The following is a 14,214-nucleotide window of genomic DNA, read 5'->3' as shown; positions in this document are numbered from 1 at the left end:
GACGCCTAACTTTTTACAACCATGCTAATTTTAATATAGACTTTCTTTTTATCGGAGTACCAGCAGGATACTTCATGTTTCACTGGCTAAAAGAATGGCACCAAAATCGAATCGTGAGGAACTCCGCAATTTCACAAGCCGAGTGGCAAGCTGCTATTCAGCCTTTAACCCTATTACAACGCTTAAATACTCAAGAAATAGAAAAACTTAAACGCTTAGCTACCTTATTTCTCCATTACAAATCGATTGAGGGAATCGGTGAATTAGAAATAACAACCAACCTGCGTTTGAATATAGCCTTACAAGCCTGCCTACTTATTCTGAATCTGGGCTTAGATTGGTATGCAGGCTGGATCTCTGTCATTATTTACCCCGGTAATTTTTCATATACTCAAAAAGAAATTGATGAGTATGGAATAGTCCATCTAAGCCGAGCAAACCTCAGCGGCGAATCCTGGCTGCGAGGGCCGGTCATTCTTTCTTGGGATGAGGTTTGTCTGTCTCAGGGAGAAAATGGCGGCCGTAACGTAGTAATTCATGAGTTTGCTCATAAATTGGACATGTTAAACGGTCACGCCAATGGTTATCCACCTCTGCATAAGGAAATGTCGACGGAACGGTGGTCTGAGGTGTTTAATCAAGCCTACCTTGATTTGGAGCAGCGACTCGAACAAAACTCCCCCATTCCTATTGATGCTTATGCTGCTACCTCACCAAGTGAATTTTTTGCGGTATTTAGTGAATTATTTTTTAAAAATCCGGCTATTCTCAAGGACTACTATCCTGAAGTTTTTATCTTATTGTCGCAATTTTATCGCCAGAATCCATTAATAAAGCATGCTTAGTTTATACTTATATTTATTGGAAAAGGAGAAGCCAAAATGAAGGATAATAAATCTAAACCTTCGCGCCGAAAAAATAAAATCTTTACTGGAAAAAATCGCCCCCCCTTTGAATGTATTGCACTGGTGCTGCAAGGAGGGGGCGCACTTGGCGCTTACCAAGGCGGCGTCTATGAAGCGCTTGCAGAGGCTGAATTGCACCCCGACTGGGTTGCAGGAATCTCCATCGGCGCCATCAATGCAGCAATTATCGCGGGCAATCCCCCAAAAGAACGAGCTGATAAGCTAAAACGCTTTTGGGAAACCATTACAGCAAACCCCTTACTTGACTGGACGACTTTATCGTCGCAATTAACTCCTAGAGGTGATTTGGCTCGGGGGTTATTTAATAATATGAGTGCCATCTATACACTCATGAATGGTACTACTGACTTTTTTGCCCCGCGCGTGCCTGCTCCCTTCTTCCAACCGGATGGAACTATTGAAGCCACCAGTTTTTATGATACTACAAAACTTAAAACCACCCTTGAGCACTTTATTGACTTTGATCGTATCAATCAAGAAGGGACTCGATTCAGCATAGGAGCTGTTAATATAAGCTCAGGGAATTTTATCTATTTCGACAATGATAAGGATATTATTCGTCCCGAACATGTCCTGGCTAGCGGCTCCTTACCTCCGGGATTCGCTGCAACTGAAATTGATGGGGAATTTTACTGGGATGGCGGATTGATCTCCAATACGCCTCTGCAGTGGATTGTCGATGGCGATACTCGTCAAGATACATTAGTGTTTCAAGTTGATCTCTGGAGTGCTCGAGGCACAATGCCGCGTAATCTTCGGGGAGCCATGACCCGTCAGAAAGAAATTCAATATTCTAGTCGAACGCGCGCTGCAACGACTCAATTTAAACGCCTACAACAGGCTCGTTATACCTTGTCTAAACTTCTCAAAAAATTACCTAGTGAATTACAAGAAATGGAGGAAGTTAAAACTTTGAGACAAATAGCTGACCATAAAGTATATAATATTGTTCAATTGATTTATCGCTCACAACAATACGAAAGTTACTCCAAAGATTATGAATTTTCTCGCCTAACCATGAATGAACACTGGAAAGCGGGTTATTGTGACGTTTTACATACTTTAAAACATCCCCAAATCTTTCAGCGTCCATCTGATCAAGATGGCGTCTTCACTTTTGATTACACGAATCAAAGCGAGCGATGATAAGGAGTTATTCATGAAAAAAATCACTCTAATATTGCTACTCTTGTTCTTTCTTCCTGTACAAGCAATGGACGACCCTACTCAGGTAGAAATCAAAGATCAGAAATATGACCAGGGACTTTGCTTTCAACAGCGTGTTAAACAGTGCCTGCAGGTATGCGAAAAAGCAAACGATAATAATTGCTCTCTAGCCTGTGAAGAAAATGCTAAACATGAATGCCGCCAAGCGGGAGAATAATTACTTGAAAAGCTCTAATAGCGCAAGCTCTCATCTTTTATTTCTTTATGCTCGCCAGTTGAAGGCTTTTCTTCAGATTGGTGCTTAAAAAACTCATAGATTGACGAACCAAAGCTATAAGTAGTGTAGCCTGCTGCACTAGAAGCTACAGTCATAAAAGTAAGGTCGCCAACCTCTTTAAGTGATTTGCGAAAAGCTTTAAACACAAGATATTCCTTAAAAGTTATCCTTTCACTATACTATTCCATTTCTATAAAAAGTCCACCTAAACTCTCTTAGGGCAAATTTTAAATACTATTCCTTAATATTTTGTTAATATTGGGAAGCTGTATTTGCCAGAATTAACGTAATAGTAGCCGTATATGAAAACAAAAAATGATGAATCAACAGAGCAAACTGAAAACTTATCGGAACAATCCTCTGGTCTATTACAGACTTTAGACTATCTCGTAAAAACCGGTATTACAACTGCCGCTGTAATAGCAATTCAGAGTCCCATTAAAACTATGCAAGTCAATCTTACCAATGGTGGAGGTATGCCTAATTATTCATCGATTGGGTCATTCGGATTTTTTCGTGCACTGTATGCAGGTACTGCAGCCTCTCTTGCCAGCTCTAGCGCTAGAACAGCTTATGTCACTGCTGCTAAAACAGGTAAACCAGCAGAAGGCAAAGAAACGCCTTATGAAACTTTCGGCAAAGTCAATTTGAAAAAAGCAGGCTATGTGGTGTGTGCAGCATTCGGCGACATTGTCGCTACTCAAGTTTCAGAAACACTGTCAACCTTGAGAAAAGTGCATGGACTTTTACCTGAAGGATTCTTATGGTACAAAAATATTCCGCAGCTAATGACCAATGGCTTCATTCCAAGATACGCTTCAGGACTAGTCAATTTCGGCGCCTTATGTATTCTTGAAGATGAAATTGCAAAAAAAATACCCTTTAAAGACAGTAAGTGGCAACATCTTAGCTCAGGATTAATCAGTGGAATCATTGCAGGAACGGTCTCTTATCCTTTTGCGGTCTGCAAAGACTATATTGTTATACAAGCAAAAGTAAACGAGCAAAACCTTTTAGTAAATAAAGGTACCTTTGTTGTATTAAGCGAATTAGGGAAAGCGTTCTTTCAACATCCAGCTGAAATGGGAAAATCGTTCTTAGCCAACGCAGCAAAACAAGCCCCTCTTCGTGCAGGTGCCACCGGAACTGTTTTTGCAATTGTTGCATCTTTTGATCACATGTTGGGCAACAACACTTTAAAATCAATAAAACAAGCTCTAACCTTTTTTAGTACACGTCCTGACACTGAGGGCTTAACTTCTCCCTCTAAAGCAGATAATCCACTAGAAGATACAACGAGCTCGACGCCCTTACACCCTTGATTGCTTAATCTCATTTGTTAGCAAATATTAGCTTTAAATATGCGAAATTTGCTAGCAAATTTCTATTTTTTAGTTAGTGATTTTAACGAATTATTTACTTAATTTTTCCTTAATAAACAAGTAATAATTGCTTAATTTTCTTTCGATATACTTAAAGATAATCATTATGTATAACGAGAAATAAATGAAAGCCAAAATAGATAAAGCAGATAAAGGCCAAGAAAAAACTCAATCAATAACCAGGGCCAATCCGAAAGTAGATCAGTTAATTAATGACCTTGGGGCATTTATCAAATTTGAAAAGCATCTTGTTGTTAAAATGTTTTTAGAAAAAATCAAAATAAATTCTTCAGATAAATCAGGCTTTAATGCCGAAAAACTCCTTGCCGTATTTAAGAAAGTACATCAAAGTGCAGAAACAAGCGAAGAAAAATCATGGATACTTTCAACTTGGAAAAATGAATCAACTAGCCTGGAAAAAAAGGCTCTGCGATTAGCAAGGTTTCTAGCAAAAAAATATGAGATTCCATCAAGGGTTTCAGTAGAGCATTTAAAACAACTTCTAGGAATTATTTACACAGACACTGAACTTAACTCCTTTATTAGCAACCCACAGAAATATATTGAAAGCCACTCCAATTTATCGATTCATCAGTTACAAGTTTTACAATTTGTTGCTAATGATCCTGTATTCAATAAACTACCTTCTATCAATCGTATAGTGCCTTCTAACAGCTTTATTTATACTCCGCTAACCGCTTATATGGCTCAATTAAAACTTAAGGATTATGGTTCTACGGATGCGTTAAGGTTTACTCAATGCATCAATCCCGATTTTGAAGCTGAGGTCATAGAAAAATCCAAAAAAAATTATCATGGACCCCAAATAATTGGGATGGGAGTACAATCAAGTTATGATAGGAAGTCCATTGCCCAAACCGCAACTCAAGTCAAAAAGATGCAAATGGGAGCCTGTCATACCTTTGCTCAATTAGCAGCTGATGAACTACTCAGCTTAATTGAACAAGGAAAACTAAGCCCAATGCACATCAAAATTGTCAGCCATAAAGAAGGCTTAGGATCACACACTTTTCTTTTAATTAATCATAATTCTGACGACTTAACTGATCTCTCAGGAGCCCTGATTGTTGATCCCTGGGCTGTAGCTATGGGATATAGAGACACTTACGGAATTTTTACTACAACAAATTACCCCTACCTAGCTATGACAACCAAATTAGAGTGTTCTTACGATAATCAAGCACCTGTTGTATCGAATCAACAAGAGAGTTCTCTTGTCCAAGAGCTAAGCCATACTCTATCAAGAGACCGGTTCTTTCAAAGATCAACTTCAAGAAACCAGACCGAAGTAAAATTAGATTTCAAGCAACGAACTGCCGTTGAATATTTAACAGGACTGATGAAATATGCTGACAACACTTTAGGGAATGCGATTAAAAAAGACTTAATGATAAAGCTTATTGACGCAGTTAAAAATAAGGATTTATCTCCAGAAAAAGCAATAAATCAAGCCACTCTAGCTATTTATGCAAGATCGATAGAAAAAAATGAACATGGGTATTCATGGAAAGGCAAAACATCTATAGATGATGAATCTATTTTGCCTATAGTTAACAGCGAATCCATGCTCAAATATTGGTATACCTATTTTTCTGATTCCACTGGGACTGACGCGAAAAAAGGACAAGTTAAAAATCCTCTAGACCTTGCAATGATTGAAAAAATAGTCAATTCATTAGATAAAACAGAAGATCATGAATTTAGTTCAAATAGCAAAATGGAACATAAAATTTGAACAAGGCTTAAAAATTAGATTATAATTGGAAGTTATTTATTTAAAAAGTGTAGGTAATATGGGAAAGGAAGTTACGGATAATGAAAAAAGAGAAAATAATACTCAGGATAATTCTGAAAATATTTTATTGCAATTTTCTTTGGAAATTTATTATGAAATGTTTGATAAACTTCCCATAAACTCAATCGTTCAACTTCGCAAAGTTAACGGAAATTTAAAAGCAATTGCAGAACATTATCTTTCACGTGAACTAAAGGTAAAACAAATCGCTTGCGGGCAAAACCATACCCTGATTTTATTGGAACGTGGACGTGTATTTGCGATGGGTTCAAACGAACAAAAACAATCAGGTTTTGTTGATCTTAAGAATCGGACCCTCCCTACCGAAATTATTGGCATAAATCGAATAGAAACTATCGTCGCTGGTTTTAAACATTCAGTTCTATTAAGTAAAGAAAACGAACTTTGGATTATGGGAGATAACGCCGATCAACAACTGGCATTTCAGACAAAAGATCCAGCTCCCCTCTCTTTGCAAAAAGTTTCTCAATTCCAAAATGTCAAAACAATAACAGCCTCCGATTTTATGACCGCTGTTATAGATGAAACTGGGACCATACATCAGGTAGGTAAAACAGCGGAATTAAAGCCCTATGTTTTTGCTAATGAAATCAGGTTATTGCCAGCTTGGGTTCCTCTGCCCAATGAAAATCTGGACATTGTTGATATCTCAGTAGGTAAAGAGCATGCCCTTCTTCTTACTAAAGAAGGTATAGCCTATGGATTTGGTACTAATCAATCGGGTGAATTAGGAGCAGGACAGGCAATAGCAGAATATACAAAGTGGACTCCCTTATTGCAAGAAAAAGTGCGTAAAATCAAAGCGACTGCCTTAGGAAGTCTTATTTTGACCGAAGCTCATGAATTAAAGGCCGCAGGAACCAATTCAGAACGACAACTTGCCCCTTCAAATGGCGTCTTTTATCAATTTGAAACCATTGCAACCGATGTCGCAATTTTTGATGCTAATGATAGACATACTCTTTATTTACAGAGAGATAGTGCCTGTAAACTATACGGGATGGGTAATAACAAATTTGGCCAATTAGGACGGGAGGAAGAATCCTCTCTTAAGAAGCAAGACCCTGATTTGGAAGCTCAAAAATCACAACAGGTAGATAATACACCTTCTGCTCCCGCTTTAATGACTCATATAAAGCATACCTCCACTCTAGCAGTAAACCAGGTTGCCTACAGCTATGCGAATAAAACGAATTCTTTTTTCCAGGCTATTGGATTGGATTTAAAACCAAAGATGAAATTAACCTGGCCTAGAAATCAACAAGAAAACGACTGGGAAGCCTCTGAAGACAAATGGGGAGATGAAGATCATGATGATGAAAGTTGGGACGGGCCAATGACTATGCCTGGAGCATAACAGCTTATAAAATATCTGTAATAAACTTCATTAAATTCTACAAAATCATTTGGCTGTCGGAATGAAGATATATCAGATTACAATACACTCTGATTGGTCTATAATTCCACCGCTACTTTAGATTTCATCTTAAAAAATCAAAAAAAAAAAGAAGAAGGCCATGCTTAAAAATTACTTCGAAACCCCCTTCAAAGGTATCCCCCTTGCAGATCAAATAAGCAATCCCAATATTATCGTAGGATCTTATAGTTATTATTCAGGTTATTATCACGGCCATAGTTTTGATGACTGTGCTCGCTATCTCATTCCTGATTCACCTGAAGTTGATAAACTGATCATTGGTAGTTTTTGCTCAATCGGTAGTGGAGTTGCTTTTTTGATGGCTGGGAATCAAGGACATCGCATGGAATGGATATCTACCTTCCCCTTCTTCTATGCCGGTGAACCCGAATTTTCTGGCGCTGAAGATGGTTATAAACCCTCAGGCGACACCGTTATTGGTTCTGATGTTTGGATTGGTACAGAAGCGGTGATCATGCCAGGCATCCATATAGGCCATGGAGCAGTTATTGGTTCTCGAGCTGTGATTAGCAAAGATGTTGAACCCTATTCAATTGTCGTTGGAAATCCTGCTAAAGTCGTGCGGAAACGTTTTGCTGAAGAAGCGATTCAAAATTTGCTTGAAATGGCTTGGTGGGATTGGCCTATTGACCGTTTAACAGCAGCGATGGGACTTATGTGCACGGGAGATGTTGATGCGCTTTATGCTTACTGGTTAAGCTGGAGAGCCTAAGATTTAAAAAATGTAGTAGCAACCGACAAAAATATAGAGTGATTTTTAACCTAAGGAGTAATATTTTTCTCTAATTGCTACATATGAATATAATATCATTTCAACATTAACTAAACATTAAACTTTTTGTTTTATTTTTAACCATTATTGACTTTTATTGAGCATCCACCTTTGGATTCCAAATCGGAAAATAACTTAGAAAAATAATCTATTGACAAAATGCAGCACGAGATTACAATTGACCAATAATTAATCTTTTGAGGCAATTATGTTACCTAGTGGTCAAAAATGGTTACTTTCTCGCTTGCGAAGCGTACTAGGTGGTCTGTGTACTGGCGCAAGTTTCACAAAAATTGATTACAATTTTCAATATGGTCAGTCAGACTTATATTACTACTTCTTAGAAGAAATTAATTCAATACCAGAACATGATCCCATTTTTGATGTTATTAAGAATTATCTAAAAGAACGTCGCCAAGCATTCATAAACGCTAAGGCGGAACTGCTTCGTGAAATCAAATCAGTTAATAGAATCAATATGGTTGATAAAGCAGATTTTTATCGACGGCTTAAGTCTAAAGTCGATCAACAACTTCCTTTTCCATTTACTGGGCCGTCTCATCAGCTTTCCGTTGAAAAGTTACGAGGACTCGTTGATATTATAGATAAAATTATCCTTCATCAGGCATCTGACCAAATCAGAGGAGCACTTCTACTCCCGCGCAACCAAACTCGGGATATTCATCAAGAATTAATGTATTTATTCAATCCCGATTTAGTAGGAAAAACAAAACGAGTTGCCTCTTACCCTCATGTGCTTCCCACCGAAGAATTAAGTACTTTTTTTAGCACCCTGAGTGAAACATTAAGAGAAGCTAAGATCAACTCAAAACATGGTCTCTCCATCTGTTTTTCTGATCAAACACATATGATCAATGTCCGATTTACCGATACAGGATGGGAATTAGCCAATATTAATCGAGGTAATGCGCGCAATTTTAGTGATGAGGCAATTGGCCCGGAAATCGTTAAATCTTTACCTCATAGCCGCCAAGAATCACAACTTCTTTTTTCTTGCCAATTTTATGCGCCTACTGTTCATGCAGATAAAGTTGAAGACTGTCTCAATGCTTGGCGCCAAAATTCAGTAATGAAAAGCTTAAGTAAGTCGACTTATGAAACAGCAAATTTCAAAGTAATCAACATTAGTGGAAAAATCTTATCATGGCTAAGTATAGCTGTTGCCGCAGAAGACGTAGAAAAAGTTATTGAGCTTCTAAAGCATATTGATAATTGGAATGATTATAAGCATCTTTTCCCTGCTATTCTTCATTTAGCAATCAGAGAAGACAAGATTGATTTTGTTACCGAGCTGTTGGGAAAAGGCGTACCTGTAAAATGTACTTATGATGGAAGAAATCCTTTTCATCTCGCAGCAGCTTATGGGCGAAAAGACATTTTAGCCTTGTTGATAGATAATGGACGTGGGATTAATTTAAAAAAACTTATTAATGACTTTGATGAGGAAGGTTATACTCCACTAGCGATCGCAGTGGAAGAAGGGAATAAGGAAATTGTACAACAATTACTTGATTGCCAAAAAGAAGTTTTGCCAAATCTAGCTTGTAGAAATTCAAAAACACCACTTAACATCGCGGTAGGGAATAAAGATCTTGCTATGGCATCTACTCTTCTAGAATCAGGGGCAGATCCGAATATTACCTTTGATGACAGGGGGCGAACAGCATTACATCTAGCAGTGATTTTGCAAGATATCAAGCTTGTAGAAAAGCTTCTTGATTATGGCGCCATTATTCAATCTGGTGTTTGTAGCAGGGGTAATATTGTCAGTACGCTTGAAATTGCAAATCGTAAAGGCAATAAAGAGATCGTTGCACTGCTAACTTCTAGAATGGCTGCAAGTGCTTCTATACCACCTCCAACTCTTGGAACAATGAATTTCTTAACTCCTACGTTCAGAGAAAATAATCCGTTCAAACGCCACCCATTGAAAAAAAAGAACCAGCAGCAAAAAGATCCGCAACCGAAAGATGAAGAACAAATATTAGCAGTCAAACAGTCTCTTAGTGAACAGTTAGAACAAAGAAGAATGAGGCTACAACGTGACTTAACGCATTTACCACAGCCTGCTCAACAAGCTAAAAAGGAAGTTAATTCTGAGGATCGCCAACCATCGAGCCAAAAGAAACAGCAACGAAATGATTCACAACCCCAAAATGCAGAACAAACATTTTCTAACAGATCTTTTGATAATCCGTTGAATCAAAGAAAAGAGCTGCAACAACATGGCTTATCATCGCATCTACCACGGCCTGCTCTACAAACTAAAGAGGGATTTAATCCCAAGGATCAATTAATAGGGATAATAGGAAAACTTATCGATAATATACGCAATCAAAAAAATGGACGCGAAACGGTACGATACAGCGATTGGAAGACAGATTTACTCCAATCCATTTCCGATCGCCTGGAAAAAGAAACAGAACTACCTCAAGAAGCTAAGCAACGATATATTCTAGAAATTCAAGAGGTTTGCGCAAGAAGAAGAAATTTTTTCCATTTTTGGGCAGAACCGCACAGTGTTGCTGAGTTTGAAAATTTACTAAAAGAAGAACCAACTCCAAGGAGCCTTAGCTTTAACTAATTGGGAATTGTCAGTCGTTAGCTTTGATACGACAGCCTAGAGGTTCGCATCTGTATCGTAGTCACATCGTTGCCAACGCCCTGCGGTTAGTCGGGCGTTGTTACAAACTCTACTCTTGTCCCTACGTACCGCGATTTGTCCGCGGTATTCAGAAATCTACGCTAAAACACTGGACAAGCCGCGGGACATTGGAGTAGAGCGGGACTGAGTTATCAGAGAGGTAACTAAGATAGAGATGTTCGCATCCAGGATAATCGTTCTTATCTTACTATCCCATCTTGTTAAGCCGCGTCCCCTTCTCTTCATCTTCATCCTCACTCTCATCTTCCACTTCCTCCTCTTTCTCTCCCTCCTCATGCCCCTGACTTTGGACTTGGGCAGTTGCTCTAGCTGTCGTTGAGGTATTTGAAGCAGAGGTTGAATTTGGACCTAAGAGCTTGGCGACAGTACCTGATACAACTAAGGTAGTATTAGATAAGGTTTTACATACAAGGAAAGCAGTACACACATTATTAGTAAAATCAGTACCGCAAGTCTCACCATCAAACACTAAATAGATAGACAAACCAGTTTCCGTAATCGATAGCGCTGTTTGCCATAATAGAATTAGTTTTTCATAAGGAAGAGTACCGTTACGAAAGATTGAAAAAAATGATACGAAGGCCTGACCGAATGAAGGGCCTATATTAGCCCAAGGGTTTGCAGATCCGGCAACACCTTGAACAACCTGCCCCGCTATTTCAATGGCTCCATTAGTAAGCTGAGTATTAAGATGTGCTTCCGATGACGATGGTGTAGCTATAGTCAGAGGTTCCCAAAATTTTGACCACATTATTAAATCCTTTTTAAAAGCTAATAGGGGTTACAATTAACACAAATTTTCATCATATAGTCAATAGGTTACGCTAGTAGTAGACAGGCGTTCCATTTTGAATAATACTATCTCTACAACAAATTGCTCCATTAATAATCGGCTTAAATAATCAAAAAATCTTCTGCCAAAAGATTATTCTTTATGGGTTATAAGAAATCTCTTGGAGTCCAGTGCGCGAATCGCCTAATGTGTTTTTCATTTAAATTCGCTAAAGTATAGATATTGGGAAGTTGCAAATTTAGAGCAGAACAAGGATTTGTTCTCAGATGGATTATACGCAAGGACGCGTTTGCCCAGGAGGTTAAATTTGCAACTTACCAAACTATTCTCCCATTCTAAACTACTCCTATTCAAAATCGCGCTCACATAAGTTCATAGCCAATTGTTTATTATTTGGCCGATAGCAAACTCTCATTCCATGTTGGAATAGTAAAAACAAAAATATTCTCTGGATTTTATTCGTACAATAGGGCAAATTATTGACTATTTAAAACAGAGAAATTCATAAATGCGTACAATACAAATCAACGCTCCTCAAAAGTTTAATGCATGCACATTGATTAGTGTCGCTGTGATTCAGGCAATTTTAGTTGCCCAAAACCAAGATAAGCTCGTTTGGAACATCCGCAGAGCTCATACAACCTATCAAACAAAATACCAAACGGAATTTCTTAACACAGCTAAAGACGAAGATAGACAAGGCGTTTTAGAAAAAGATGCCTGGGAAAAGTGTTTTCCCACTTTTTTTGCTGCACCCCATCAGCAGGAATTAACAGCAGCCGTTACTGTACAAATGGTTAAAGATATATTAAATAACCGGAAAAGTTTTTCTATTTCCGGTGAACTAGACCCCGTTTTTTTTACTGCAAATTTAGATGCGATAGACGCTATTGAGAAAGAAGCTGGTAAAACCATCGTATGGTCTAAGATTCAAGAAAAAGAACTATTAGACATGCTCCACCTCCGAGAAGAAGTAGACCCTTCGTTACAGGGACATTTTTTAGATGTCGTTAATCGTTTGGAAAATAATCAAGGAATCACCATAAGATTACAAGGACATACGATATCGCTTACCAAACGAGATGGAGTTTATTATAGCTATGACTCCTCAACTGGATATTTGTCATATACTGAGTCAATTGATGAAATTACTGAACATTTAACTGGGAAAGCAAACACGCAGAGAGCAACAACAGCAATTATTACTTATTTTTTACCCCAAAAGACGCTGCGAAATGCCCATCACGCTACTCAACCTGCGTTAAATATTGCACACGAAGAAGACAACACTCAAGAACTAGAAATCAAAGTTAAAGGAAAAGAACCCGCCATCGAACTGACCCGAGAACAAATTCATGAGCTTATAGAAAATCGCAAGACCTTTGATGAGACAGAGGATGGTCTACTAAGTTGGCAGCAAGCCAATGAGGCTTTAATCGAGACAATCACACAAGAAATTTCCCCTGAACAACAAGATACAATCAACTGGAATGTAGTTTCTGAGGAGAGTCTCTGTGAACTTCTAGGTATCCCAGTATGTAGCACATCGGGGTCTACACGCGAAGAAAATACGCAATTTAAAATGACCAATGATATTGATACTTCAAGAAAAACTCGACAAGTCAGCCACCATAAAAAAGAAAATAATTCTCAACCTTTAAGTGCACATGAAAGAGAAATCTATGAAAATCCTGAAGCTCTGACTCTTCGCAAGGATTTGAGCAACATCATAATTCATATTTCTCTAAGTACTCAAGACTATCAAGAACATAAAGATAGAATAATAGATATTCTTGAAAAGCATCAAGAAACTATCCCTGAATTTAGAGTGGCTAATAAAACTGGCGGCGATCAATTCACCCTTTATGTTCCTAAAATCTATTCAAAATCCAAAATAAACGAGCTATGCAATCAATTAACAGCTTATATGGCTGAACATAAAATTATTGACAGCGGAAATAAAACTAATGTGGCGGAATGGATAACACCGCAAATTAACCTGCGGCTTCTATATGTTGAAACTGAATACGGCAATGACAAAATAGATGCCACCAATGAAACGGAAGAGAGACAAGATCTAGCCCGTACCGAGTTAAAAGCACATGGCTTATTTAGTTATTTATCTCAGCTTTTTAGAAAGCATTTAGCTTATTTTAAACAGTTCCAAGGCTTACACTATGAATTTGCCACGCCTTCAATTTCTCGAGAGCATAGCTATGAAGCGAAACCATCTAATGATATGGACGTTAAATATCAAAAACTGAGAGGCGATGCTTTAAAAACTGCCCTACTTTGTGATTTTAAAGACTCATTAAGTGAAATAAATAACGCTGATGAGCTTGAGGAAACAATTAAGGACTTTAAAGAAATTGGAGGTGAAGTAACTCCTGAATATAAAATACTTGCTGCAGGACAAGATAGATTTACTCGCATGTTCGGAATTAAAACCTCATCTATCGCAGCGCTCGAAGCAATCTGTGATGATGCTAGACGACGAGTTGCAGCTGCTGAAGGGTCTGAAAATATAACTCATCCATAATCTAGGGTGAAAGAGTTGTTACCGATGCCAATCGGTACAACTCAAAATCATGAGCTTTAGCGGAGGGAGAAGTTTAATAAATTTTTCTATTAATGCCGCGGGCACAAGCTATGCAACATTCTTAGCAAATAGCCGCGCTCTCGCTTGATAGCTTTCTTGTGTAATTTCTTTATTTGATTTGGCTTTGATATGCATTTCTTTCTCCCTTGAGTACGATATCAAAAAGGCAGCTATACCCAAAAACTTAGAGAATAACAAAACTTGCTGACGATAGGTCGGGATTTGTTAAAGCGAAGCTTTAAAACAGTATGTAAATGACGATTTAGTGCTGTGGTTGTCTTGTATTAAATCGAGTTAAAATTTATTGTATAGCCGAACGAAAACTAAAGGAATTTTT

At 38.0% G+C, this 14,214-nt stretch carries 11 protein-coding genes; 9 read left to right on the top strand and 2 right to left on the bottom strand.

Translation table 11 applies throughout. From position 1 onward, the window contains the following. The first annotated feature begins 74 nt into the window (after positions 1-74). From Lnau_RS05150 to Lnau_RS05140, 3 genes are read left to right on the top strand one after another with little or no spacing between them, the layout of a single operon-like run. On the top strand, positions 75-845 hold the full coding sequence (locus tag Lnau_RS05150) for a M90 family metallopeptidase (protein WP_058504072.1): 771 nt from the start codon (positions 75-77) through the stop codon (positions 843-845). A gap of 36 nt (positions 846-881) precedes the next feature. Then, entirely contained in the window at positions 882-2,072 is a 1,191-nt protein-coding gene (locus Lnau_RS05145) for a DUF3734 domain-containing protein (protein WP_058504071.1), read from the top strand. 13 nt (positions 2,073-2,085) lie between these two features. Then, positions 2,086-2,310: a hypothetical protein gene (locus Lnau_RS05140; RefSeq protein ID WP_058504070.1), complete on the top strand. Its 225-nt coding sequence runs from the start codon at positions 2,086-2,088 to the stop codon at positions 2,308-2,310. Positions 2,311-2,324: 14 nt separating this feature from the next. On the opposite strand, the gene Lnau_RS05135 is transcribed toward Lnau_RS05140, so the two are convergent. Continuing rightward, a complete protein-coding gene (locus Lnau_RS05135; RefSeq protein WP_058504069.1) occupies positions 2,325-2,516 on the bottom strand; it encodes a hypothetical protein in 192 nt (63 codons plus the stop codon). A gap of 156 nt (positions 2,517-2,672) precedes the next feature. Here Lnau_RS05135 and Lnau_RS05130 point away from each other — a divergent pair, with 156 nt between their 5' ends. From Lnau_RS05130 to Lnau_RS05110, 5 genes are all read left to right on the top strand, one after another. Then, positions 2,673-3,692: a hypothetical protein gene (locus tag Lnau_RS05130; RefSeq protein WP_058504068.1), complete on the top strand. Its 1,020-nt coding sequence runs from the start codon at positions 2,673-2,675 to the stop codon at positions 3,690-3,692. A gap of 184 nt (positions 3,693-3,876) precedes the next feature. Next, a complete protein-coding gene (locus Lnau_RS05125; RefSeq protein ID WP_058504067.1) occupies positions 3,877-5,508 on the top strand; it encodes a hypothetical protein in 1,632 nt (543 codons plus the stop codon). A 58-nt stretch (positions 5,509-5,566) separates the two neighbouring features. After that, entirely contained in the window at positions 5,567-6,946 is a 1,380-nt protein-coding gene (locus Lnau_RS05120) for an RCC1 domain-containing protein (protein WP_058504066.1), read from the top strand. A gap of 160 nt (positions 6,947-7,106) precedes the next feature. Next, entirely contained in the window at positions 7,107-7,739 is a 633-nt protein-coding gene (gene catB, locus Lnau_RS05115) for a type B chloramphenicol O-acetyltransferase (protein WP_058504065.1), read from the top strand. Positions 7,740-8,007: 268 nt separating this feature from the next. Next, entirely contained in the window at positions 8,008-10,404 is a 2,397-nt protein-coding gene (locus Lnau_RS05110; RefSeq protein ID WP_058504064.1) for an ankyrin repeat domain-containing protein, read from the top strand. 268 nt (positions 10,405-10,672) lie between these two features. On the opposite strand, the gene Lnau_RS05105 is transcribed toward Lnau_RS05110, so the two are convergent. After that, complete coding sequence (locus Lnau_RS05105; RefSeq protein WP_058504063.1) at positions 10,673-11,236, bottom strand: hypothetical protein; 564 nt, start codon at positions 11,234-11,236, stop codon at positions 10,673-10,675. Positions 11,237-11,786: 550 nt separating this feature from the next. Between Lnau_RS05105 and Lnau_RS05100 the strand changes: the two genes are divergently transcribed. Then, entirely contained in the window at positions 11,787-13,817 is a 2,031-nt protein-coding gene (locus tag Lnau_RS05100) for a hypothetical protein (RefSeq protein ID WP_058504062.1), read from the top strand. Positions 13,818-14,214: the final 397 nt, after the last annotated feature.

Source organism: Legionella nautarum (genome assembly GCF_001467895.1).
In the GTDB taxonomy this organism is placed as follows: Bacteria; Pseudomonadota; Gammaproteobacteria; order Legionellales; family Legionellaceae; genus Tatlockia; species Tatlockia nautarum.
This window is presented reverse-complemented; position numbering and strand designations above follow the sequence as displayed.

Coding starts and splice junctions, on each gene's coding strand:
- Lnau_RS05110 (WP_058504064.1), top strand. CDS start 8,008: ATGTTACCTAGTGGTCAAAAATGGTTACTTTCTCGCTTGCGAAGCGTA.
- Lnau_RS05150 (WP_058504072.1), top strand. CDS start 75: ATGTTTCACTGGCTAAAAGAATGGCACCAAAATCGAATCGTGAGGAAC.
- catB (WP_058504065.1), top strand. CDS start 7,107: ATGCTTAAAAATTACTTCGAAACCCCCTTCAAAGGTATCCCCCTTGCA.
- Lnau_RS05130 (WP_058504068.1), top strand. CDS start 2,673: ATGAAAACAAAAAATGATGAATCAACAGAGCAAACTGAAAACTTATCG.
- Lnau_RS05145 (WP_058504071.1), top strand. CDS start 882: ATGAAGGATAATAAATCTAAACCTTCGCGCCGAAAAAATAAAATCTTT.
- Lnau_RS05120 (WP_058504066.1), top strand. CDS start 5,567: ATGGGAAAGGAAGTTACGGATAATGAAAAAAGAGAAAATAATACTCAG.
- Lnau_RS05105 (WP_058504063.1), bottom strand. CDS start 11,236: ATGTGGTCAAAATTTTGGGAACCTCTGACTATAGCTACACCATCGTCA.
- Lnau_RS05125 (WP_058504067.1), top strand. CDS start 3,877: ATGAAAGCCAAAATAGATAAAGCAGATAAAGGCCAAGAAAAAACTCAA.
- Lnau_RS05100 (WP_058504062.1), top strand. CDS start 11,787: ATGCGTACAATACAAATCAACGCTCCTCAAAAGTTTAATGCATGCACA.
- Lnau_RS05140 (WP_058504070.1), top strand. CDS start 2,086: ATGAAAAAAATCACTCTAATATTGCTACTCTTGTTCTTTCTTCCTGTA.